The 20,734-nt window shown below is 67.1% G+C and carries 19 protein-coding genes and 1 pseudogene; 16 read left to right on the top strand and 4 right to left on the bottom strand.

Going from position 1 to position 20,734, the window contains the following annotated elements; genetic code table 11:
- Nucleotides 1-128 precede the first annotated feature (128 nt).
- From ACQ86A_RS18805 to ACQ86A_RS18780, 6 genes and pseudogenes are all read left to right on the top strand, one after another.
- Nucleotides 129-1,505, top strand: a complete 1,377-nt coding sequence (locus ACQ86A_RS18805; RefSeq protein WP_431278436.1) for an ABC transporter substrate-binding protein — start codon at nucleotides 129-131, stop codon at nucleotides 1,503-1,505.
- Between the two features lie 32 nt (nucleotides 1,506-1,537).
- Nucleotides 1,538-2,518, top strand: coding sequence for a carbohydrate ABC transporter permease (locus tag ACQ86A_RS18800; RefSeq protein ID WP_431278435.1), 981 nt, complete (start codon nucleotides 1,538-1,540; stop codon nucleotides 2,516-2,518).
- A complete protein-coding gene (locus ACQ86A_RS18795) occupies nucleotides 2,511-3,299 on the top strand; it encodes a carbohydrate ABC transporter permease (protein WP_431278434.1) in 789 nt (262 codons plus the stop codon). The genes ACQ86A_RS18800 and ACQ86A_RS18795 overlap by 8 nt, the downstream gene beginning before the upstream one ends.
- 87 nt (nucleotides 3,300-3,386) lie before the next feature.
- Nucleotides 3,387-4,175 (top strand): substrate-binding domain-containing protein, encoded by a 789-nt coding sequence (locus tag ACQ86A_RS18790; protein ID WP_431278433.1) that lies wholly within the window; start codon nucleotides 3,387-3,389, stop codon nucleotides 4,173-4,175.
- On the top strand, nucleotides 4,172-5,431 hold the full coding sequence (locus ACQ86A_RS18785) for an ROK family protein (protein ID WP_431278432.1): 1,260 nt from the start codon (nucleotides 4,172-4,174) through the stop codon (nucleotides 5,429-5,431). The genes ACQ86A_RS18790 and ACQ86A_RS18785 overlap by 4 nt, the downstream gene beginning before the upstream one ends.
- A 124-nt stretch (nucleotides 5,432-5,555) precedes the next feature.
- A pseudogene (locus ACQ86A_RS18780) lies at nucleotides 5,556-6,946 on the top strand (pyridoxal phosphate-dependent decarboxylase family protein).
- A gap of 27 nt (nucleotides 6,947-6,973) precedes the next feature.
- On the opposite strand, the gene ACQ86A_RS18775 reads toward ACQ86A_RS18780, so the two are convergent.
- Entirely contained in the window at nucleotides 6,974-7,654 is a 681-nt protein-coding gene (locus tag ACQ86A_RS18775; RefSeq protein WP_431278431.1) for a GNAT family N-acetyltransferase, read from the bottom strand.
- Nucleotides 7,655-7,658: 4 nt separating this feature from the next.
- Entirely contained in the window at nucleotides 7,659-8,249 is a 591-nt protein-coding gene (locus tag ACQ86A_RS18770; RefSeq protein WP_431278430.1) for a TetR/AcrR family transcriptional regulator, read from the bottom strand.
- A gap of 157 nt (nucleotides 8,250-8,406) precedes the next feature.
- Here ACQ86A_RS18770 and ACQ86A_RS18765 point away from each other — a divergent pair, with 157 nt between their 5' ends.
- Together ACQ86A_RS18765 and ACQ86A_RS18760 are read left to right on the top strand one after the other, a co-directional pair.
- Nucleotides 8,407-9,123, top strand: coding sequence for an MBL fold metallo-hydrolase (locus ACQ86A_RS18765; protein WP_431278429.1), 717 nt, complete (start codon nucleotides 8,407-8,409; stop codon nucleotides 9,121-9,123).
- A gap of 119 nt (nucleotides 9,124-9,242) precedes the next feature.
- Nucleotides 9,243-10,295: a S66 family peptidase gene (locus tag ACQ86A_RS18760; protein WP_431278428.1), complete on the top strand. Its 1,053-nt coding sequence runs from the start codon at nucleotides 9,243-9,245 to the stop codon at nucleotides 10,293-10,295.
- Between the two features lie 130 nt (nucleotides 10,296-10,425).
- Here ACQ86A_RS18760 and ACQ86A_RS18755 read toward each other — a convergent pair whose 3' ends face one another.
- The gene (locus ACQ86A_RS18755; protein ID WP_431278427.1) at nucleotides 10,426-11,673 is read right to left on the bottom strand and encodes an ROK family protein; all 1,248 of its coding nucleotides are present in this window, start codon (nucleotides 11,671-11,673) and stop codon (nucleotides 10,426-10,428) included.
- A gap of 165 nt (nucleotides 11,674-11,838) precedes the next feature.
- On the opposite strand from ACQ86A_RS18755, the gene ACQ86A_RS18750 reads away from it, so the two are divergent.
- From ACQ86A_RS18750 to ACQ86A_RS18720, 7 genes are read left to right on the top strand one after another with little or no spacing between them, the layout of a single operon-like run.
- Nucleotides 11,839-13,089 (top strand): sugar ABC transporter substrate-binding protein, encoded by a 1,251-nt coding sequence (locus ACQ86A_RS18750; RefSeq protein WP_431278426.1) that lies wholly within the window; start codon nucleotides 11,839-11,841, stop codon nucleotides 13,087-13,089.
- Nucleotides 13,089-14,027 carry a carbohydrate ABC transporter permease gene (locus ACQ86A_RS18745; protein WP_431278425.1) on the top strand — a complete coding sequence of 313 codons (939 nt, stop codon included), beginning with the start codon at nucleotides 13,089-13,091 and terminating at the stop codon, nucleotides 14,025-14,027. Before ACQ86A_RS18750 ends, ACQ86A_RS18745 begins: the two co-directional genes overlap by 1 nt.
- The gene (locus ACQ86A_RS18740; protein WP_431278424.1) at nucleotides 14,024-14,851 is read left to right on the top strand and encodes a carbohydrate ABC transporter permease; all 828 of its coding nucleotides are present in this window, start codon (nucleotides 14,024-14,026) and stop codon (nucleotides 14,849-14,851) included. Before ACQ86A_RS18745 ends, ACQ86A_RS18740 begins: the two co-directional genes overlap by 4 nt.
- On the top strand, nucleotides 14,848-16,080 hold the full coding sequence (locus ACQ86A_RS18735; protein WP_431278423.1) for a Tm-1-like ATP-binding domain-containing protein: 1,233 nt from the start codon (nucleotides 14,848-14,850) through the stop codon (nucleotides 16,078-16,080). The genes ACQ86A_RS18740 and ACQ86A_RS18735 overlap by 4 nt, the downstream gene beginning before the upstream one ends.
- Complete coding sequence (locus tag ACQ86A_RS18730) at nucleotides 16,077-16,925, top strand: phosphoenolpyruvate hydrolase family protein (RefSeq protein ID WP_431278422.1); 849 nt, start codon at nucleotides 16,077-16,079, stop codon at nucleotides 16,923-16,925. Before ACQ86A_RS18735 ends, ACQ86A_RS18730 begins: the two co-directional genes overlap by 4 nt.
- A 12-nt stretch (nucleotides 16,926-16,937) precedes the next feature.
- Entirely contained in the window at nucleotides 16,938-17,231 is a 294-nt protein-coding gene (locus ACQ86A_RS18725; protein ID WP_431278421.1) for an EthD family reductase, read from the top strand.
- Nucleotides 17,228-18,367: a Gfo/Idh/MocA family protein gene (locus ACQ86A_RS18720; protein WP_431278420.1), complete on the top strand. Its 1,140-nt coding sequence runs from the start codon at nucleotides 17,228-17,230 to the stop codon at nucleotides 18,365-18,367. The genes ACQ86A_RS18725 and ACQ86A_RS18720 overlap by 4 nt, the downstream gene beginning before the upstream one ends.
- On the opposite strand, the gene ACQ86A_RS18715 is transcribed toward ACQ86A_RS18720, so the two are convergent.
- A complete protein-coding gene (locus ACQ86A_RS18715) occupies nucleotides 18,364-19,029 on the bottom strand; it encodes a GAP family protein (protein ID WP_431278419.1) in 666 nt (221 codons plus the stop codon). The two genes, ACQ86A_RS18720 and ACQ86A_RS18715, sit on opposite strands and share 4 nt — an antisense overlap.
- Before the next feature lie 406 nt (nucleotides 19,030-19,435).
- Between ACQ86A_RS18715 and ACQ86A_RS18710 the strand changes: the two genes are divergently transcribed.
- Nucleotides 19,436-20,728 (top strand): ABC transporter substrate-binding protein, encoded by a 1,293-nt coding sequence (locus tag ACQ86A_RS18710; RefSeq protein WP_431278418.1) that lies wholly within the window; start codon nucleotides 19,436-19,438, stop codon nucleotides 20,726-20,728.
- The last annotated feature ends 6 nt before the right edge of the window (nucleotides 20,729-20,734 follow it).

The following is a 20,734-nucleotide window of genomic DNA, read 5'->3' as shown; positions in this document are numbered from 1 at the left end:
AACAAAAAGGTTCAAACTCTTGCTTCGGTCGCGTCGGCGTGTGTAGGCTCGCCCCGAAACGAGCGCCGCCGGGCATCCCGCGACTCTCGTCGGTTCGACTTTCAGCACAACGAGGTGGAGGAATCACAATGATGCGTAAGCGGTTCATTGCCGCAGCGGCGGTGGCTGCGGCCGCGGCCCTGGCGATCACAGGCTGCACCGGCTCATCCGGAGACGAGGGTTCGGACGTCAAGCCGGCCAAGTCCGGAACAGTCACGTGGTGGGGGTGGACGCCGGACACTCCGGTGGCCGCGCACTACATCGAAGAGTTCAACAAGCAGTACCCGGACATCAAGGTCACGTACAAGAACTTCGAGAACGTCGACTACCGCAACACGATCACGCCGGCGCTCGACTCTGGCAAGGGGCCGGACGTGTTCGACCTGTCGCCGGCCGGCGGCTCGCCCGACACCTGGGGACCGTATGCGCTCGATCTCTCGTCGCTCGCGAAGGACACCCTCGGATCGGGCTGGAAGGGCAAGATCGGCGGCGACTACGTCAAGCAGCTCACGAGCTCGGACGGCCGCTTCGTCTCGCTCCCGCTCGGCGGGATGTCGGCCGGATTCCTCTGGTACAACAAGGACATCCTCGACAAGGCCGGCGCGACCGTTCCGACGGACTACGCGTCGTGGGTGGACACCTGCAAGAAGGTCACCGCCATCGGCAAGACCTGCTTCACGATGGGCGCCGGCGGCAAGGACACCTTCCCGACCGAGATGTACCACTCCATCGCCAACACGGTGAACCCCGACTTCTTCATCAAGGCCGCGACCGGCAAGGCGAAGTGGAACGACGCTGACGGCGTGAAGGTGCTGGAGATCATCAAGAAGATGAAGCAGGACGGCATCATCGCCTCCAACGCGCTCGACGGGCCCCAGTACCCACTCGCGAACAACCAGTTCATGAAGGGCGAAGCCGCCATGGTCCAGATGGGCTTCTGGTACACCCAGTACGCCGGGGCGGAGTCGTGCAAGGCGTCGATGGAGGCAGCGGGCGTCTCCAACCCGACCTGTTTCGTGCAGCTCCCGGCGCAGTTCCCGGATGTAGCAGGGAAGGGCAACAAGTCCACGTACTTCGGTGAGGCGGACTACGGCCTGGCGATCAACTCGGAGTCGAAGAACATCGGCGCCGCCAAGACGTTCGTCTCCTGGATGACCATGAACAAGGACGGCCAGCAGAACGTCGCCAACGCGCTCGACCTGCTTCCCGCCCTCAAGGGAGTCACCCCCGAGTGGTCCTCCATCAAGCTGGTCGACGATTCGGTCCAGCGCCCGGCGATCGAGACGCTCATCAAGGACAGCGCCGACACCACCGAGTCGAGGCAGTGGCAGACCACCGAGAAGTCGCTCGACGCGATCGTGGTGGCCATCCAGCAGGTGCTCGACCCCTCGGTGAACAAGTCGCTCCAGAGCATCGCCGATGACCAGCAAGCCTCCTCCGAGGCCAGCAAGGTCGGCGTGAAGTAGCAGTTGACAACGAACGGATCGACGCAGTGATCATGATCGACACAGATCCCATCGTCGGATCCGACCGAAAGGCACCCTCGGTGCAGCGAGGCGGGCGCCCCCGACGGCGCGCCCGCCTCCTCCCGGGAGGGCTCCGCTGGATCCTCCCCGGGTTCGCCATCTCGGTCGGTCTGATCTACTACAGCATCGTCTACTCGGGCTACCTCTCGTTCTTCGATTGGCCGGGCGGCCGCGCGCTGATGACCCCTGTCGGGCTCGGCAACTACATCACCGCGCTGCAGGATCCGGTGCTCTGGACCGCACTCCGCAACACGTTGATCTACTTCGTCGTCGTGTTCGTCATCCAGGTGGCGGGCGGCACGTTGTTCGCGGCGGCTATGCACTCCAAGGTGCGCTTCGCGAACCTCTACAAAGTGCTCGTCGTCATCCCGGTGGTGGTGGCCCCCGCCACCCTCGCGCCTGCGCAGATCCAGGTCTGGCAGAGTGATGGCACCATCAACCACATCCTGGGCTTCTTCGGTCTGTCTTCTCTGGAGCAGTCGTGGATCGGCCAGTCGACGACGTCGCTTCTCGTGGTCACCCTCGTCGGGTGCTGGGGCGCCATCGGCTACGGCTTCATCCTTCTCTACGCCGGCATGGCGCAGATCGATCCGGAGCTGATCGAAGCGGGGCGGCTCGATGGCGCGGGCAACCTCAGGGTGCTGTTCTCGATCGTCCTCCCGACGTTGCGTCCGATCATCGTGTCGCTCGCAATCCTCAACTTCATCACCGCGCTGAAGCTCTTCGACAGCCCCTGGCTGATCACACAGGGCGGTCCGGCGCACTCGTCGGAGTTCCTCGGAACGATGATCTACGGAGAGACCGCCAGCACGGACCGCAACCTCGGTTACGCGTCAGCGCTGTCGATCCTCGTCCTGGTGATCGCGGTCGCGGTCTCCATATTCATGCAGCTGAGAGGTCGCGAGCGTGTGGCCAGCACGAAGCGCCGTCGCAAGGAGATCGCAGATGTTTGAAACTAGGTCCCGTCGCGCGCGGTTGCTGTTGCAGCTGGTGCTCACGGTCGCCGTCATCCCCTTCGTGATCCCGCTCATCGCCATGCTGCAGACGAGCTTCGAGGGAGCGGGCTGGGGAAACTATCTGGCCGTCGTCCAGGTGCCGGGCTTTCCGAAATTCTTCCTGAACACGATCATCATCGCGGCAGCCTCGATCGCGATCGTGTACGTCGCGACCCTGATGGCGGCATTCGGCTTCTCGAAGCTGCGCGTGCGGGCCAAAGAGGTCTATTTCTGGCTGATGATGGCGGCGCTGACCCTGCCTGAAGTCGTCCTGATCGCGCCGCTGTACACGACAGCGGTGAAGCTCGGACTGCTCGGTACGTACTGGTCGGTGATCCTTCCGATCGCCGCGCTCCAGATCCCCTTTACCGTGCTCATCGCACGCGGCTACGTCGACGGGATTCCGGATGCTGTGTTCGAGGCCGCCCGCATCGACGGCGCCAACACGTGGCGCGTCTTCTGGTCCATCCTGGTGCCCCTGTCGCGGCCGATCGCCGTGGCGCTGATGGTGCTCGTGCTCATCTACGCTTGGAACTCGTATCTGCTGCCGAAGGTGTTCCTGATCGATGACGGGATGGGCGTCGTGACGCAGCTGCCGGAGTTCTTCCGTCGGCAGTACAACGACGACACCCCCAAGATCCTCGCCGCGTCGGTGATCACGGCCATCCCGACGATCGTCGCTTACATCGCACTGCAACGACAGTTCGAGCGCGGGATGGCTGCGGGCGCGATCAAATGACGCGCATGTCCGCAGTCGTGACGAACGGCGTCGATCCGGCAGACTGCATTCAGCACTGCGCACGGGGTGAGGGGAGAAGGTGAACCGATGACAGATCAGGGCGAGTCGATCGGTCTGGTGATCCGGCACGATCGCGATGGGGATCCGGTTGCCGACGGCATCGTGCGCGCCATCGCCGGTCCCCTGGTCGCGGCCGGCATGCGCTTCGTGACCCGATCCGTATCCGACGAGGAGTCGGAGCTGCGGACCTACCGGCTCTGGGGCCGGGTCGGGGGCATCGCCGGTGTCATCCTGCTCGGCGTCGCCGACGATGACCCACGGATCCGTCTGCTGCGACAGATCGACCTGCCGTTCGTCGCGCTCGCACCGACGTCGATCGAGGTGGACTACCCCGCCGTGCTCGTCGACGCCACGGCAGCATCGACGGCGCTCTTGGAGTTCCTCGAGTCGCGTCGTGCGGACCGCTGCGTGTACGTGACCGGCCTGCAGATCCCGGAACCGTTCGGTGCCGCGCTCGACGACGATCGTCGAGCGACCGAGATCGTGCAGACGAAAGACGTCGTGGGCGAGTCCGTGCGGGTGGCAGAAGGATCCTCGGGCCCGACCGTCATCGTCGTGGACGACGATCACGAAGCCGTCGCGGTGCTCGGGGCGCTCGAAGAGCACGGAGTGCGTGTGCCGGCCGATGTCGCGCTGGTCTGCTGGAGCGACTCACTGGTCTGTCAGAGTTCGAGTCGCGCGATCACCGCGATCGATCGCCGCGGCCGCGAGGTCGGGGCGCTGCTCGGTGCCGCCGCGATCGCTGCCATTCACGACGATGAATTCACGACCGTCGCCGCACCTGCACCGGTCGTCGTCGTGCGGGAGACGACGTGACGTCCGCGGGGCGGCTCGGACCGTCGTCGGCGAACACCCGGAGCGCGATCCTCGACATGGTGCGCTCCGGCGGCACGGTGACGCGCACCGAGCTGGCTGAGAGGTCCGGGCTCACGCCCACCTCGATCACCCGGATCGTGAAGTCCCTGATCGAGGACGGTCTCGTCGTCGAGGCCGGATTCCTCGGGTCGACGGGCGGCAAGCGCAGCGGGCTCCTCGAACTCAACACCACGGGACGCTTCGCGGTGGGCCTCTCGCTCGACGCGGGGCGGTTGACCTATGTGGTCACCGACCTCGCCGGCACGGTCATCGGCCGACTGGTGTCTCCCGGAATCGAAGAGGCTGGACCCGGCGACGATGTGGTGCGCATCGCGCGTGAGCTCGGCCAGCTGCTCGTGCAGTTGGACATCGCCCTGGAATCCGTGGTCGGAGTCGGGGTCGCGGGCGCAGGCCTCGACCTGGGCGCGGGTGCGGAACGGCTGTCGCTGACCGCCACCGAGTGGGAATCCTTCGCGCTGACAAAAGCGCTCGAGCCCAGGATCGGGCTTCCCGTGCTGCGAGACAACGACGCCGCCTGTGCCGCGCTCGGACAATACTGGGCCGGGCGGATCCCCGCCACGCAAGACTTCGCGACGTTGTACATGTCGAACGGCTTCGGACTCGGACTCATGATCGGCGGGAGGATCGCACGCGGTTCCTCGTCGAACGTCGGCGAGATCGGGCACTCGATCATCGACATCGACGGCCCGCAGTGCTGGTGCGGCGCGCGGGGCTGCCTCGAGATGCTGGCCGCACCCCGCGCGGTCGTCGCGGCGGCGCTCGAAGATCCGAAGCTAGCCGATCTGCTCTCGCTCTCTGGCGATCCGAGCCGGATCCGCCCGGATTTCGATGCGATCGCTCGCGCAGCGGCGCGCGGCGAGTCCCGCAGTTTCGCGCTCATCCAACGATCCGCCCGTTACGTCGCGGCCGCGGTGCTCTCCGTCGTCAACGTGCTCGATCTCGACCGGCTCGTGTTGGCCGGCCCCGGGTTCGCCGATGCCGGCGCGATCTATGTGCGCGAGATCCGCAAATACGTGACCCCGCACGCGCGGACGCGCGGGATTCACCCGGTCGTCGTCGACCTCGCGGACCCGGGGCTTGACGCCGCAGCCGGCGGTGCGGCTACTCTGGCGCTGCAGCACGCCCTGACCCCGCACGCCACCGCGCCGCGGTGGTCGGAGGTCGAGTTCGACGGCGGAGCCAGTCGCCTAGCATGACGACTATCTGCGTCTGAGATCGCTGACGCGCACGATCAGTGCGCTGAAATGCGATTTGTAGCACGGATGTGCGTTTCGCGCCGTGGTTGTGAGAGTCTGTCCCGGGCCGTAGAGAGGGAACACGATGAACGCAGGAGAAGAGCGGGCGACCGCCACCCGGATGCACGAGGTGTCCGACGAGACCGTCGACCTCGTCGACCTCGTGCTCGACTACTCGCGGCGGCGCATCCTGAGCACCGATACCCCGCTCGACGGACCCCTGGCGGAGGCCGAGTTGGCCAGGCTGGCCGGAGAGACGATCGTCGAAGGCGGCATCGGCGCAGAGCGTGCGCTCGCACTTTTCGAGGATGTGCTGGCTCCCGCCTGCATCACCACCGACCACCCTCAGTACCTCTCGTTCATCCCGACCGCGCCGACGAAGGCCGCGACCGCGTTCGACCTGGTCGTCTCGGCGAGTGCCGTCTACGGCGGATCGTGGCTCGAAGGATCGGGCGCGGTCTTTGCCGAGAACCAGGTGCTCTCCTGGCTCGCCGGCGAGTTCGGCCTGCCCTCGACCGCAGGAGGGTCTTCGTTCAGGGCGGGACGCTCGGCAACCTGTCCGCGCTCGTGGCCGCGCGGGATCACGCCCGTGCCGAGCTCGAGACGCTCGGCGCCGTGCAGCCCGCGCGCTGGCGGGTCGTCTGCAGCGCAGAGGCCCACTCGTCGATCGCCTCGGCAGCCCGGGTCATGGACATCGAGGTCGTTCCGGTGGTCCCCTCGGAGGGCGGGATGCTCACGGGCGAGAACGTGCGCCCCGCGCTGGAGGAGCACGGCGACTCCGTCTTCGCCGTCGTGGCGACGGCCGGTTCGACCAACTTCGGGATCGTCGACGACGTCGCATCCATCGCCGCACTCAAGGACGAGTTCGGCTTCTGGCTGCACGTCGACGGCGCATACGGGCTGGCAGGGATGCTGTCGCCGCTCGCCCGCGACCGTTTCGCCGGCGTCGAGCACGCTGACTCCGTCATCGTCGACCCGCACAAGTGGTTGTTCGCCCCGTTCGACGCGTGCGCGCTGATCTATCGCGATCCGGAGGCGGGTCGTCGCGCCCACACCCAGCACGCCGAGTACCTCGACACGCTCACGGAGACGGCCGAGTGGAGCCCCTCCGACTATGCGGCGCACCTGACCCGGCGGGCGCGCGGGCTGCCGCTCTGGTTCTCGCTCGCGACCTACGGCGCGGCGGCGTACCGGGACGCGGTCAGCGCATCCCTCCTCCTCACGCAGAGGATCGCGCGCGAGATCGAGTCGCGGGAGGGCTTCCGTCTGGTGCGGCAGCCGCAGCTCTCGGTCGTCGTGTTCGAGCGCGACGGCTGGTCGCGAGCCGACTACTCCGACTGGTCCGCCCGTCTGCTGGCCGAGCAACGCGCCTTCGTGACGCCGAGCTCGCACGCCGGCCGGCCCAACACTCGCTTCGCCATCCTGAACCCGATGACGACGTTCGAGCAGTTGGTGGGCATCCTGGACACGATGTAGGTCGGGTCGCCTCGACGCCTTGGCCGGTCAGAGGCGTTCGGCCACCAGGATGGTCTGGTCGGCCCGCCGCTCGAAGCCGAGCCGCTCATAGACAGACACCGCTCGCTCGTTCACGCGCTCGACGTGCAGAAACGGGCGCTCGCCGCGGTTCAGGATGCCCTCCATCACCGCTGCCATCGCCAGCGCCGCGAACCCGCGGCCGCGGAAGTCGGGATCCGTGCAGACGGCGCTGACTTCGCAGTAGCCGTCCGGGCGCATCCGTTGGCCGGCCATCGCCGCGAGCCGACCGTCGATGTGCACACCGCGGTAGCCGCCGAACTCGATCGTGCGCGGCAGGAACGGTCCCGGCTTGGTCCGCTCGACCAGGTCGGTCATCTCCGGGACGTCGGCGTCGCCCAGGTCGACGAGCTGCGTGCCGGTCGCGACAGTGACTGTCGGTGCGCGCTCGCCGGAGTAGACGAGCTGCAGCGCGTCGTAGGCGGCGACGGTTCGCCAGCCGGCAGGCGCATCCGGAGCGTAGACGCCGACGGTTTCGCCGGGCTCGACGATACGGGCGAGACTCTCCCAGGCGCGGGGATCCTTCGGGTCGGCGACCGCGGCGAAGGGGGAGACGTCGGCGCGGAAGCGCTTGGCGACGTCGTCGCCGACGGCGAACCCGGACTGGGCTCCGGTCAGGGCGGACCAGGCGGGGTTGTCGAGAACGTGCATCCTGTCAGCGTGCCACAGGATGCCCGGAGCTCGATGCCAGCAGTGCGTCCGCGAGCAGGTCCACACCGTAGTCGAACGCGCGCTCGACGTCGCCACCCAGCTGGAAGCGTCCGCCCAGCTCGAGGAAGATGAACCCGGTCGCCCACGCGGTGACCGTGCGTGCGGCTTCGAGAGCGTCGGCCGGGCCGACGAGCGCAGCGACCGCGTCGATGACCGGCCTGCTGGAGTTCGCCAACAACTCCTCCGACGGGTTGGCCACCTCCATCGGCTGCGAGAAGACGAGCCCGTAGGAGTTGGGGCGGCGACGGGCGAACGCACGGAATACCCGGGCCACCGCGCGCAGGTTCTCGCGCGGGTCGGAGCCGGCTCGAACGGTCGCCGCGTCGAGTTTCGCGGTGAGGTCGTGGAGCGTCTGCTCGGCGATGAGGGCGAGGAGATGGTCGCGACTGCGCACGCGCTTGTAGAGCGACGGCGCGCGGACGCCGACCCGCTCAGCCACGGCCTGCATGGTCAGTTTGTCGAGGCCAGCCGCTTCGAGGAGGTCGATGCCAGCGGTGACGATCTCCGGCAGTGAGGTGCGATCCGGGGTGGGCATGTCGTCCTTCCTTGGCGCTCGCCGGCGATGTGCGAAAGCTTGCGAACTTTGTCGAAGTGGCTATTGACGTTAGCCATGATAGCTATGTATCGTAGCCATCATACCTCGAACCGCCGGTGAGGAACAGCCCGGCCCGAACATCCGGAAAGGCTTCACAATGGAACTCGCACCCTCACTCCACCGCATCGGCTCCGACCTTGTCGCCGCCTACCTCGTCGACGACGAGAGCGGCATCACGGTCATCGACGCCGGCCTCGCCGGCAACTGGAGCGACCTCGTCGCCGAACTGAAGGCGATGGGTCGCAGCGTCGACGACATCCGCGGCGTCATCCTGACCCACGGAGACTCCGACCACGTCGGCTTCGCCGAGCGCCTGCGCCGCGACAACGGCGTGCCGATCTACGTGCACGAAGCGGACGCCGCCCGCGCCCGCGGCGAGGAGAAGACCTCGCCCGCCTGGGGCCACATGAAGCTCGGCGCGACCCTCCGCTTCCTCGGTTACTCCGCTCGCAAGGGCGGGTTGCGCACGAAGTTTCTGACGGAGGTCGTACCAGTTCAGGATGGCCAGGTGCTCGATCTCCCGGGTTCCCCGCGCGTCATCTCGATGCCCGGCCACTCCCCGGGCAGCATCGCCGTCGACGTCCCGGCCGTCGACGCTGTCTTCGTGGGTGACGCGCTGACCACCCGGCACGTGCTGACCGGAGAGAAAGGCCCACAGCCGGCACCGTTCACCGACGAGCCCGACGCGGCACTCGCATCCCTCGACCACCTGAAGCAGGTCACTCAGGCGACCTGGGTGCTCCCCGGCCACGGCACGCCCTGGAACGGCGGGGTCGCCGCCGCTGTCGACGGCGTGCTCGCCGCCGCCCGCTGATCCCGGGCACCGAGCCCGCTGCTCGCTCGGCCCCGCCCCGCGCGCCGAGTTGCGCCAAATCGACCTTCCCGCGGCTCGGGAAGGTCGATTCGGCGCAACTCGGGCTGCTTTGATGGGGGATGAGCCGCGACCGAGCGATGACGTCCGCCCCGAAGCTGGTCGAGGGCGACCGCATCGCCATCCTCTCCCCGTCATTCGCAGCGCCCGGATTCGCGCCCGCGGTTCACGAGCAGGCCATGCGTCGGCTTGTGGAGGCTACGGGTTTGGTCCCGGTCGAGTATCCGACGACGCGCAAGCTCGATGCGACACCGCAGGAGCGAGCCGACGACCTCAACGCGGCGTTTCAGGATGCGAGCATCGGCGCGATCCTCGCCACGATCGGCGGCGACGATCAGATCACCGTCATCCCGCATCTGGATGCGCAGGCCGCGCTCGCGCATCCGACGATCTTCCTCGGCTACAGCGACAACACGAACCTGCTGAACTGGCTCTGGTCGCTCGGCATAACGGGATACTACGGCGGCTCCAGCCAGGTGCAGTTGGGGGCCGGACCCGGGATCGACGAAGTGCATTTGCGGTCACTGCGGGCGGCGCTGCTGACCGGCGGCGAATTGCAGATCGTGGAACCCGGCGAGTCGGAGGACTTCGGTCCGGACTGGCTCACCCCCGAGGCGCTGAGCCAATTCGGGCAGCGGGAAACCGTCGATCCGTGGGCCTGGGCCGGCCCCCAACGCATCGTCACGGGCAGAACCTGGGGTGGCTGCTTCGAGGTCGTCGATCAGCTCGCGGTCGCGGATCGACTGCCCTCCCTCGACGATCTCGAGGGGAGCATCCTGATCCTCGAGTCAAGTGAGGAAGTGCCGCCTGCTGTGTGGGTGATGCGCTGGCTCCGAGCGCTCGGTGAGCGCGGCATCCTGAACGCGGTCGACGGTGTCGTCGTCGCGAGACCGCCGGTGAGCAGCCCCGAGTTCGTGCCACCTGCGGAGGAGCGTCGGCGACGTCGCGATGAACAGCGAGACGCGGTGCTGACCGAGGTGTCCCGCTACAACCCGGATGCGGTGATCTGCGTCGGAGTCCCGTTCGGGCACACGCGTCCGCAATGGATCCTGCCGTACGGAGGTCGGCTCCGACTCGACGGCGCAACCCGGACCATCACCGCAAACTACGACTGACCCACTGGCCCCGCACACGCTTGCTGCTCGCGCCGGGTGAGTCGCAGCGGGTGCAGGTTCGCGGGGGTCGGGAAGGTGTGTTCGGCGCGACTCGTGCCCGGAAGCGCGCGGGACAGGGGCGCGGCGGGAATCAGCCGGCGGCGCGCTCGAGGGCGTCGGGCCAGGCGCGCGACCACGATTTCGCGACGATCATCCGGTCGATCGCGGCGGGGTCGAGCACCTCGTCGATGACACGGGTGGCGGCGCCCCGCACGCCGGCGAGGTCGCCGAGGGATGCGCGGGTGAGCGTCAGGCGTTCGCTCGAGCCGGGGAGGGCCATCTGGTACAGGCCCTCGCGCATCCCGGCGAAGAGGGGCGTCTCGGCCTCGGTGAGGTAGCCCCAGGTGGCGATCACGGCGGGGTTGAGGAGGTTGACGACCGAGGCGAGGGCCTCGCCGATGCGGCGGCCCGCATCCCGAACCGCATGGACGGCGATGGGCTCGCCCTGCTGCGCCAGCCGCACGACGTCGGAGACGTGCTGTACGCCGAGTCCGGCGTCCGCAAGCTGTCGCACGAGCGCGCTGCCGCTGGCGACGGCGTCGAGACAGCCGACGCTTCCGCAGCTGCACGAGGCTGTGGATCCGTTGACCTTGATGTGGCCGAGTTCACCCGCGAGCCCGCTCACGCCGCGTACGGGGAGGCCGTTCACCACGATCGATGCGTTGAGCAGGGTGCCGAGCTTGACGCAGACGAACACCTCGACATCCGGCCATGACTTGCGCCATTCGGCGAGGGCGATGAGGTTCACGTCGAGATCGACGAAGACGGGGGCGTCGAAGTGCTCCCAGAGATTGCGTCGGAAATAGTCGCGGTCCCAGCCCGTGCCGCTGAGTCCGAGCCCGCGCGCGTAGTTAGCCAGTTCGACGTCGTTCGGGATGCCCACGCCAACGCCCACGACGGGGGTCTCGGGCCGCCCGAGCTCGGCGAGCATCCGGTCGAATGCGTCCTCCAGGTCGGAGAGGAGGGCCTGCGGACCCGTGCCGAGGTCGACATCGAGGTAGCTCTCTGCGAGCACGGCGCCACCGAGGTCGGTCGCGGCCAGGCGGCAGCCGGAGATGCCGATCTGGGCGGCGAGCACGATGCCGGCCGACGGATTGAAGCGGGCGAGAGCGGCGGGTCGGCCGCGGGAGCCGCTCACCGAGGGCTGCGATTCGATCAGCCCGTGGTTCACCAGGAACTCAAGGCGCTGCATCGCGGTCGATCGGGAGACTCCCATCGCGGCAGCCAGCTCGGAGACCGTGCCCGCGCGACCGGAACGCACCAGCTGCAGGAGCAGGCCGGAGCCGTCCACCAGCCCCTGGGAGGGCAGCGGATCGATCGTGGCGTCGCTCTCGCTCATAGACACACCTTAATGCATACGACTCGCATAATGAGGGTGGATTAATGATTAATCGCCGTCGATTTATATTGACAGTCAACATAAATCCCCCTACGCTCAACCGAACAAGCTCACCAAACCCGCTCGATCAGCAAGGAGCAATGACGCCCTATGAAGAAACGGAAGATGGGACTCAGGGCCGCCGCAGTGGCGACCGCTGTCCTGTTCGCGATATCCGGCTGCAGCATCTCGTCGAACGCCGCGAGCGGCTCCGACGGAGGCAAGACCACGCTCACGTTCTGGGAGTACTACTCGGGAACACAGCTCACCTGGCTGAAGAACCAGGTGGCCAAGTTCGAGAAGGCCAACAAGGACGTCAAGATCAATCTGGTGCAGGTGGTCGGCAGCCAGCAGGACCAGAAGCTGCTCGCCTCGGTCGCCACGGGCACGACGCCCGACCTGTTCATCAACAACATCGTCGTCGACAACCCCACCCTCGTCTCTGGCGGCGTGATGAAAGACCTCACCCCGTACTGGGACAAGTTCGCGGACAAGGACCAGTACCCGGCGGGAGCCGTGTGGAAGACCGACGGCAAGGTCTACAACCTGATGTCGTACACGAACCTGCTCGGCATGTTCTACAACAAGGACATCCTCGACGCTTCCGGGATCACCGAGCCGCCGACGACGCTCGATGAGCTGCAGGCCGACCTGGCCAAGGTCAAGGCAGGCGGCAAGTACGAGGGCCTGGCCCAGTCGGGCGCGCCGACGGTCGAGGGTGCGTGGCTCTTCGCTCCGCAGCTGCTCGGTCAGGGCGTCAACTACTGCAACTTCAAGGGACCGAAGGTCGACGCGGCCTTCAGTCGCGTCGCGGGCTGGTCGAAGGACGGCTACATCCCGCTGGCGACCGCCACCTGGGACCAGAACGCTGCCTGGCAGCAGTTCATGACGGGCAAGTTCGCGTTCGGTCTGAACGGCAACTGGCAGCTCGGCAACGTGAAGGAGGCGTCGTTCAAGTACGGCACCACCCAGTTCCCCGCCTCCCCGGGCGGCAAGAGCCAGGTGTATCCGGGCGGTGAAGGATTCGCGATCGGCTCCAAGTCGAAGAACCCCGACCTCGCGTGGAAGTTCCTCGAGCAGATGGTGCTCTCGAAGCAGGGCAACCAGAGTGTGTACGAAGAGGCCGGCTCGATCCCGGTGCGGGCAGACGTCGCGGACATCCCTGCGATCAAGAACGACCAGTTCGTTCAGCCGTTCGTGACCGCGGCCCACGACACCGCATCCTGGCCCAACAACAAGAACACGGCAGACATGCAGACCTCGCTCGGCAAGGCGGTCAGCGCCGTGATCTCCGGTCAGAAGACGGCCGAGCAGGGGGCGCAGTCGGCGATCGACAGCATCTCCTCCGGCATCCAGAAGGGCGGCGGCAGCTGCTGATGTCCGTTCTCGAACGCGAACGGGCGACAGAGGGGCGGCGTGCTTCCACGGGCCGCCGCCCCTCGGCCCGCCGGTCCTTCTTCAAGAACCCGATCTTCTTCCTCCTGCCCGCGGTCCTGGTGCTGCTCGCCTTCGCGGCATATCCGCTGCTGGTACTGCTGCGGATGTCGGTCAGCGACGTCGGTCCGAGCAACATCGTCGGCGTCTGGCACTTCGTCGGTCTCGACAACTTCGTGGCGGTGCTCGGCACCTCCGAGATCTGGGCCTCGACGCTGCGCACCATCGTCGTGAGCGTCGTGCTGCTCGCCTCGAACCTGATCCTCGGCTTCCTCGCCGCGTCGATCCTGTCGACGCGGGGTCGGGTGACCAACATCGTGCTCGGCATCATGGTCTTCGTCTGGGCGCTCCCGCCGATCGTGTCGGGCAGCGTCTGGAAGTTCCTGCTCGACGACTCGGGTGCGCTGAACGGCATCCTCGGCTTCCTGGGCCTGCCGCACGTGAACTGGCTCAGCAATCCCAGCTTGGCCATCTGGACCGTGGCCGGCGTGGTGGCGTGGTCGTCCCTGCCGTTCTCGGCGCTCATCCTGCGCGGCGGCCTGCTGGCCATCTCGCAGGACATCATCGAGGCCGCCGCGATCGACGGTGCAGGTTACTGGCGCACCCGGATGCAGATCGTGCTGCCCCTGCTGCGCCCTACGATGTGGATCCTCGGCATCCTGACCGTGCTCTACGCGTTCAAGAGTTTCGACTTCTTCTACGTGCTCACCCAGGGTGGACCGGGAACCGCGACGAACACCCTACCGGTGCAGTCGTACTACACCGCCTTCTCGAACTTCGACATGAGCACGGGCGCGACGATCGCGGTCATCTCGATGCTCATCGTCGCCATCTTCGCCGTGCCGTACGTGCGCAGCATCCGCAAGGAGAACATCGAATGATCGGCAAGTCCACCAGCGCGCTCTTCATGGTGCTGAAGGTCGTGCTCGGCCTCGCGTACCTCCTCCCGCTCCTCTGGATCGTGCTCACCTCGCTGAAGACGAATACCCAGGTACTGCAGGATCCCAACGCGCTCTTCTTCGCTCCGACCCTCGCGACCTACCAGCAGGTGATCGGCTCCGGGCTCGGCGCGATCGTCACGTCGCTGCAGATCGGCGTCATCGTGACGCTCGTGGTACTGCTGGTCGCGGTGCCGGCAGCGTTCGCGCTCGCCCGCCGGATCACGCCGTTCTGGGCGCGGGTCATCGCCGTGGTGCTGGCCGCGCTCCTCGTGCTGCAGATGGTGCCGCAGCCGATGACGGTCATCCCGCTGTACAGCGTGCTGGCGAACTGGGGGATCCTCGGCACGCTTCCCGGCCTCATCCTCGCCGACATCGCGCTGTTCTTGCCGTTCGCGATCATGCTGCTGCGGCCGTTCGTGCTCTCGATCCCGACCGCCCTGTACGAGGCGGCCGAGATCGACGGTGCGAGCACCTGGCAGTCGTTCCGGTTGATCACGGTGCCCATGCTGTCGAACGGCATCTTCACGGTGATGAGCGTCATCTTCATCTCCGCCTGGGGCGAGTTCGTCTACGCGATCAACTTCCTGCCTGAGGGCACGGTGCTCCCGGTCAGCGGTCTGCTGGCGCAGCAGAATACGACGTATGCAGCCAACTGGAACAGCCTGATGGCCCTGGCCGTGCTCACCTCGCTGCCGCTCCTCATCGTGTTCCTGTTCACCCAGCGTCGACTCATCAACGGCCTCTCGCTCGGAGCGGTGAAGTGACCGCACGGGTCGTGCTCGCCGGCTCCCTCGACACCAAGGGCGAGGAGTACGGATTCGTACGCGACAGGCTCGCCGGCGCGGGATTCGAGTCGATGGTGCTGGACACGGGCGTGCTCGGCGAGCCGCGCATCCCTGCCGACATCGATCGCGAAGCGGTGGCGAAGGCGGCCGGTGCCGACCTCGCCGTGCTCGCCCAGGCGGCGGACCGCGGGGAGGCGATGGTCGCCATGGCCCGCGGTGCCGCCCTGACCATCCGTCACCTGTACGACGGCGGCGAAGTCTCGGCGGTCGCGGTGCTCGGCGGCTCGAACGCGGGCTTCGTGATGGCGCAGATCGCCGCCGCCCTACCGATCGGGGTGCCGAAACTGCTCGTCTCCACGATCGTCGCGGGCGACACCCGCCCGTACGTCGGCACGAGCGACCTCACGATGATGTACCCGGTCGTCGACATCGCCGGGCTCAACTCGGTCAGCATCCCGGTGCTCTCCCGGGCGACGGATGCTCTGGCCGGCATGCTCTCCGGCGCACCCATTCCTGCTTCCGCACACACCGGGGCCACGGTCGCCTGCACGATGTTCGGCGTCACGACCACATGCGTCACCGCGGTGCACGACGAACTCGCTGCCGACGGCGACGAGGTGCACCCGTTCCACGCGAACGGCACCGGCGGTCGCACGCTGGAGGCGATGATCGGCTCCGGCCTGTTCGACGCCGTCGCCGACATCACCACGACCGAGCTGGCCGACGAGCTCTGCGGCGGCGTCTGCTCGGCCGGGCCTGATCGGCTGACCGCGGCCGCTCGCGCCGGAGTTCCCCAGGTGGTCAGCCTCGGAGCCCTCGACATGGTCAACTTCGGGTCGCCCGACACGGTTCCGGAGAAGTACCGCGACCGCATCCTGTACCCCCACAACCCGGCCGTCACCCTGATGCGCACTGACGCAGACGAGTGCGCCGAACTCGGCCGGATCATCGCCGGCAAGCTCAACGGCTCGACGGGCTTCGTCGAGGTGATCGCCCCTGCCCGCGGTTTCTCGCAGATCTCGGTCGAGGGCGGACCGTTCTTCGACCCCGAGGCCGACGCGGCGCTCATCCGCTCGCTGCAAGACAACCTCGACCCCCACATCCCGCTGCGTGTCATCGACGCGGCCATCAACGATCCGGAATTCTCGTCCGCGATCATCGACGCACTGGGCCGCGCGCTCGGTCACACGGAAGGTAGTAACGCATGAACACTCGAGCTGAGATCGTCGCGCGGCTGAGGGCCAAGGTCGCGGCAGGGCAGCCGATCATCGGCGGCGGCGCCGGAACCGGCCTCTCGGCCAAGTGCTCGGAGGAGGCGGGGCTCGACTTCATCGTCGTCTACAACTCGGGGCGCTACCGGATGGCGGGGCGCTCGTCGATGGCGGGCCTCATGCCGTACGGCGACGCGAACCAGATCGTCATGGACATGGGTTCGGAGATCCTCCCGGTCGTCGACCACATCCCGGTCGTGGCGGGCGTCTGCGGCACCGACCCGTTCAGGCTGATGCCGAAGTTCCTCCGCCAGATCAAGGATGCGGGCTTCTCGGGCGTGCAGAACTACCCCACCATCTGCCTCTTCGACGGGATCATCCGTGCGAACCTCGAAGAGACCGGGCTCGGCTTCTACAAGGAGGCTGAGATGATCGCCGAGGCGCACGCGCTCGACCTCTTCACGGCCAGCTACGTCGCCAACCCGGAGGAAGCCGTCGCCATGGCCGAGGCCGGCTCTGACGTGATCGTTCCGCACATGGGTCTCACGACATCCGGGATGATCGGGGCTCAGACCGCCCTCACCCTCGCCGAATCGAAGGTCAAGGTCGCCGAACTGATGCAGGCCGCACGCGAGGTAAACCCTGACGTGCTGATCGTCTGCCACGGCGGACCGATCTTCAGCCCGGACGAGGCCGCCGAGGTCATCCGCGACGTCCCCGGCGTCGACGGCTTTCTGGGCGCGTCGAGCATGGAGCGCATGCCCACCGAGGTGGCGATGGTCGAGCACATGACCAAGTACACCCGCATCCAGCTCCCCGCCCGCGCCGCACAGGGGGCCTGAGACATGTACCGGATGACCATCCTCTACGGCAGGCCCGCCGACCCCGAAGCCTTCCGCGCCTATTACTACGACAAGCACATCCCGATCGCCCGCCGGATGCAGGGGCTCACCGGTTGGAACCTCTCCTGGCTCGACGACGAGGGGCCGTACCTCCTCGTCGCCGAGCTGTACGCGGAGACGAAGGATGCGCTCGACACCGTCCTCTCCTCCCCGGAGGGACTCGCCGCGAACGCCGATCTGGACAACTTCGTGACCGGGACCGTGTCGTTCCTCACCGGACCGGAAGAACAGGTGGCGCTCGCATGACCGGTCTCACGATCGCCGTGGTCGGTCTCGGCTTCGGTCAGGACTTCGTTCCGATCTACCTGAGTCATCCCTCCGTCGAGGACGTCGTGCTCGTGGAACCGGATGCTGCGCGCCGCCGCGAGGTCGCGGCCCGGTTCGGTCTGGGCGATGGCTACGCCGACCTCTCGGAGGCGCTCGCCGACCCGCGCGTGGACGCGGTGCACATCCTGGCGCCGGTCTTCCTGCACGCCGACCTGGTGGTCGCGGCACTCGACGCGGGCAAGCACGTCGCCTGCGCCGTGCCGATGGCGACGACGCTCGAAGACCTCGACCGCATCATCGCCGCGCAGGAACGCAGCGGCAAGAACTACATGATGATGGAGACAACGGTGTTCGGGCGCGAGTACCTCGTCGTCGACGAGATGCTGCGGGAGGGCGCGTTCGGCGACCTCACTCTGTACCGCGGGTTCCACATCCAGAACCTGGAGGGTTTTCCGCTCTACTGGCAGGGCTACCCGCCGATGCACTACGTCACGCACGCGCTCGCCCCCATCCTGTCGCTGCTCGGCACGACGGTCGCCACGGTGAGCGCACGCGGCGCCGGGCACCTCGCGGCCAAGAACGCGGGCGGCGGATTCGACAACACGTTCCCGACAGAGGTCGGGCTGTTCACTCTGCGCGACAGCGATGTGCTGGCGGAGATCACGATGTCGTTCTTCCAGACCGCCCGCAGCTATGTCGAAGGGTTCTCGCTCTACGGCGAGAAGCGCGGGGTGGAATGGCCGATCGACAACGAGGGCGACCTCACGGTCTACGACATGTACCCGCCGGCCGAGGGGACCCGTGGCAATCGGGTGTCCACGAGTTCGCTCGCGCCGCGCGACTTTCCGGAGCTGCTGCCAGAGCCGCTCGCACCGTTCGTGCGGCCGACGGATGTGCAACTCGCGGGGATGCCCGCACCGGCACGCATCGAGGCCCACCACGGCGGCTCGCATCCGTTCCTCGTGAACGAGTTCGTGAGCAGCATCGTCGAGAACAGGGCGCCCCTGGTGGATGCGTACCGCTCGGCAGCGTGGACCGCTCCCGGGATCTGCGCGCACCAGTCGGCGCTGGCCGGCGGCGCCGAGGTCGCCGTCCCCGAGTACCGCCGCCGCTAGCCGGCGAGCAGTTCCCAGACGCCGACGATCACGAGCACGAGGCCGACCAGGAGGATCAGCCCGTCCGTCACGGCGGCCGAGTGGCGCAGGATCGCGTCGCGGATGCGCTCGAGCGCGGGCTTCACGCGCCGCCCGGCGACGGTGAACGCGATCGTCGGGATCGCGACGGTCGAGACGCCGACGACGGCGAAGACCAACGCGCTGACCACCTGCACCCAGGTGTCGGCGTCGATCGTGCGACTGCTCGCGGCGACCGCCAACAGAAGATTCTCGGGATGGAACGCGAACTGAAGACCCAGCAGGAGTGCGCCCCGGGCGCCGAGGTGCTGCATCCGGGATTCGAGGCGGTTGTGCTTCTCTACGTGACTGCTTCTCCGGCGCCTGCGTCGGCGTTCCCAGCGGATGCCGGCAATGACGATGAGCGCGGCGCCCGCGAGGACCAAGGCCCAGTCGACCGCGGGTCCGCGCGGCACCGACAATCGCACGAAACCGACGGCGGCCAGCATGAACACCGCCGCGAGTCCGAAGGCGTACCCGCCCGCGATCAGCCAGCCTCGGGATGCGCGCTCGGTCCCGAGCAGCACCACGAGCGTGAGCAGAACGGGCAGCGTCGTGAACGCGACGGTCAGGGCGAACGGCAGGACTTCGGCGACATCCTTCATGCCCGGCGCCCGCCGGGCCTGCGAGGGTGAGCGCTGACGTCATCGTGCCAATGTATCGTCCGGGAGGAACCCGGGGCGCGGGTCTAGAGTGTGGCACCTGAACGCATCCGGATCAGCGAAAGGAAGCGCAATGAGCAACAAGACGCCCCGCGAGGAAGCCATCCAGAAGGAGCAGGAGCGGAAGGACGAGGAGAAGGAGCACCTCGAAGAGGAAGAGGAGCGCCGCCTGCAGTAATTCCGCCGCTCTCGCGAAGCGCCCTGCCGCAGTTCCAGGCACGGGCGCTTTTGCGTGCTCTCTCACCGGACCGGTTGACAGAAGTGAGTTTTGTATACAGAATACAGAAGGGCTCACCGCTGTACCCGCCGGGATGCCCGACCAAGAGACACTACAAGGAATGAGGTAGGCATGTCCCGCGTCGACTCAAAGGTGAGAAGGCTGGTGGCGGTGGCCGCCGCGGCCGCGCTCGCGCTCAGCATGGCCGCTTGTTCAGGCTCGGGAGGATCCAGCACCAAGACCGTCGTCTGGTCCAGCTGGGGAACCCCCGAGGAGATCGCCCGCTACAAGGCGTTCGACACGCAGTTCATGAAGGACCACCCGGACATCAAGGTGACCTTCCAGCCGGTTGCCGACTACGGCGACTACCACACCAAGCTGCTCGCACAGCTGGCCTCGGGCACAGCACCCGACGTCTTCTACATCGGCGACGACAAGATCGGCCAGTTCGTCAACTCGAAGGCACTGCTCCCGCTCACCGACCTCATGGAGTCGAGCGCGAGCAAGACCAAGCCCGACGACTTCGCGCAGGGCCTCTTCGGTGCGACGAAGAAGGGCGACGAGTACTACGCCGCTCCGAACGACTCCAATCCGGATGCCCTCTGGTACGACAAGGCCGCACTCAAAGCGGCCGGTGTCACCAAGGATCCCGCCACGCTGGCCGAGAAGGGCGAGTGGACCACCGAGGCCTACCTCGACATGAACGCGAAGCTCAAGAAGGCGGGCCTGACAGGCTCGATGTTCTGGAACTACTGGGCGACGCACTACAGCTGGATCTCCTCGCAGGGCGGCAAGGCCTTCGACGAGTCGGGCAAGTTCGTCGCGAACACCGACCCGACCAGCGTGAAGGCAGTGGATGTGCTGGCCAAGAACTTCCAGAACGGAACGTTCGTGGTCGCCGACACCCTTCCGGAGGGCGCGGGCGCCGACAGCGTCTTCGTCAGCCACAAGGCCGGCTTCTTCATCCAGGGTCGATACACGATCGGCACGGTCAAGGCGGCAGGCGATCCTGAGAACTACGACGTCGTGCGCTGGCCGACGCCGGACGGCAAGGCTGCTCCCACCGGTGTCGCGGTCAGCTACCTCGCGATCAATGCGAAGACCAAGAACAAGGATGCGGCGTTCGAGTTCTGGACCAACTTCCTCAGCGCCGAGGGCCAGACCTTCCGGCTGAAGGGCGGCGGCAACGCCGTGCCGTCGATCAAGGGTGCCGACAAGGTGGTGCTCGACGGATACCCGGAGCACGCCCAGACGATGCTCGACATGCGCGACATCGGCTTCGAGGACAACGCCACCGAGGCATCCGTGCCCGGACTGTCGAGCGACATCAGCGACAAGATGCTCGCGCTCTACCAGGGCAAGGAATCGACCAAGGCGACCCTCGACGACATCGCCAAGATGATCTCCGACAAGACGGGCAAGTAGGGATTC

It is taken from the genome of Leifsonia poae, assembly GCF_050632195.1.
GTDB classification, from domain to species: Bacteria; Actinomycetota; Actinomycetes; order Actinomycetales; family Microbacteriaceae; genus Leifsonia; species Leifsonia poae_C.
This window is presented reverse-complemented; position numbering and strand designations above follow the sequence as displayed.

Coding starts and splice junctions, on each gene's coding strand:
- ACQ86A_RS18805 (WP_431278436.1), top strand. CDS start 129: ATGATGCGTAAGCGGTTCATTGCCGCAGCGGCGGTGGCTGCGGCCGCG.
- ACQ86A_RS18800 (WP_431278435.1), top strand. CDS start 1,538: ATGATCGACACAGATCCCATCGTCGGATCCGACCGAAAGGCACCCTCG.
- ACQ86A_RS18795 (WP_431278434.1), top strand. CDS start 2,511: ATGTTTGAAACTAGGTCCCGTCGCGCGCGGTTGCTGTTGCAGCTGGTG.
- ACQ86A_RS18790 (WP_431278433.1), top strand. CDS start 3,387: ATGACAGATCAGGGCGAGTCGATCGGTCTGGTGATCCGGCACGATCGC.
- ACQ86A_RS18775 (WP_431278431.1), bottom strand. CDS start 7,654: ATGCACGTTCTCGACAACCCCGCCTGGTCCGCCCTGACCGGAGCCCAG.
- ACQ86A_RS18770 (WP_431278430.1), bottom strand. CDS start 8,249: ATGCCCACCCCGGATCGCACCTCACTGCCGGAGATCGTCACCGCTGGC.
- ACQ86A_RS18765 (WP_431278429.1), top strand. CDS start 8,407: ATGGAACTCGCACCCTCACTCCACCGCATCGGCTCCGACCTTGTCGCC.
- ACQ86A_RS18760 (WP_431278428.1), top strand. CDS start 9,243: ATGAGCCGCGACCGAGCGATGACGTCCGCCCCGAAGCTGGTCGAGGGC.
- ACQ86A_RS18755 (WP_431278427.1), bottom strand. CDS start 11,673: ATGAGCGAGAGCGACGCCACGATCGATCCGCTGCCCTCCCAGGGGCTG.
- ACQ86A_RS18750 (WP_431278426.1), top strand. CDS start 11,839: ATGGGACTCAGGGCCGCCGCAGTGGCGACCGCTGTCCTGTTCGCGATA.
- ACQ86A_RS18745 (WP_431278425.1), top strand. CDS start 13,089: ATGTCCGTTCTCGAACGCGAACGGGCGACAGAGGGGCGGCGTGCTTCC.
- ACQ86A_RS18740 (WP_431278424.1), top strand. CDS start 14,024: ATGATCGGCAAGTCCACCAGCGCGCTCTTCATGGTGCTGAAGGTCGTG.
- ACQ86A_RS18730 (WP_431278422.1), top strand. CDS start 16,077: ATGAACACTCGAGCTGAGATCGTCGCGCGGCTGAGGGCCAAGGTCGCG.
- ACQ86A_RS18725 (WP_431278421.1), top strand. CDS start 16,938: ATGACCATCCTCTACGGCAGGCCCGCCGACCCCGAAGCCTTCCGCGCC.
- ACQ86A_RS18720 (WP_431278420.1), top strand. CDS start 17,228: ATGACCGGTCTCACGATCGCCGTGGTCGGTCTCGGCTTCGGTCAGGAC.
- ACQ86A_RS18715 (WP_431278419.1), bottom strand. CDS start 19,029: ATGAAGGATGTCGCCGAAGTCCTGCCGTTCGCCCTGACCGTCGCGTTC.
- ACQ86A_RS18710 (WP_431278418.1), top strand. CDS start 19,436: ATGTCCCGCGTCGACTCAAAGGTGAGAAGGCTGGTGGCGGTGGCCGCC.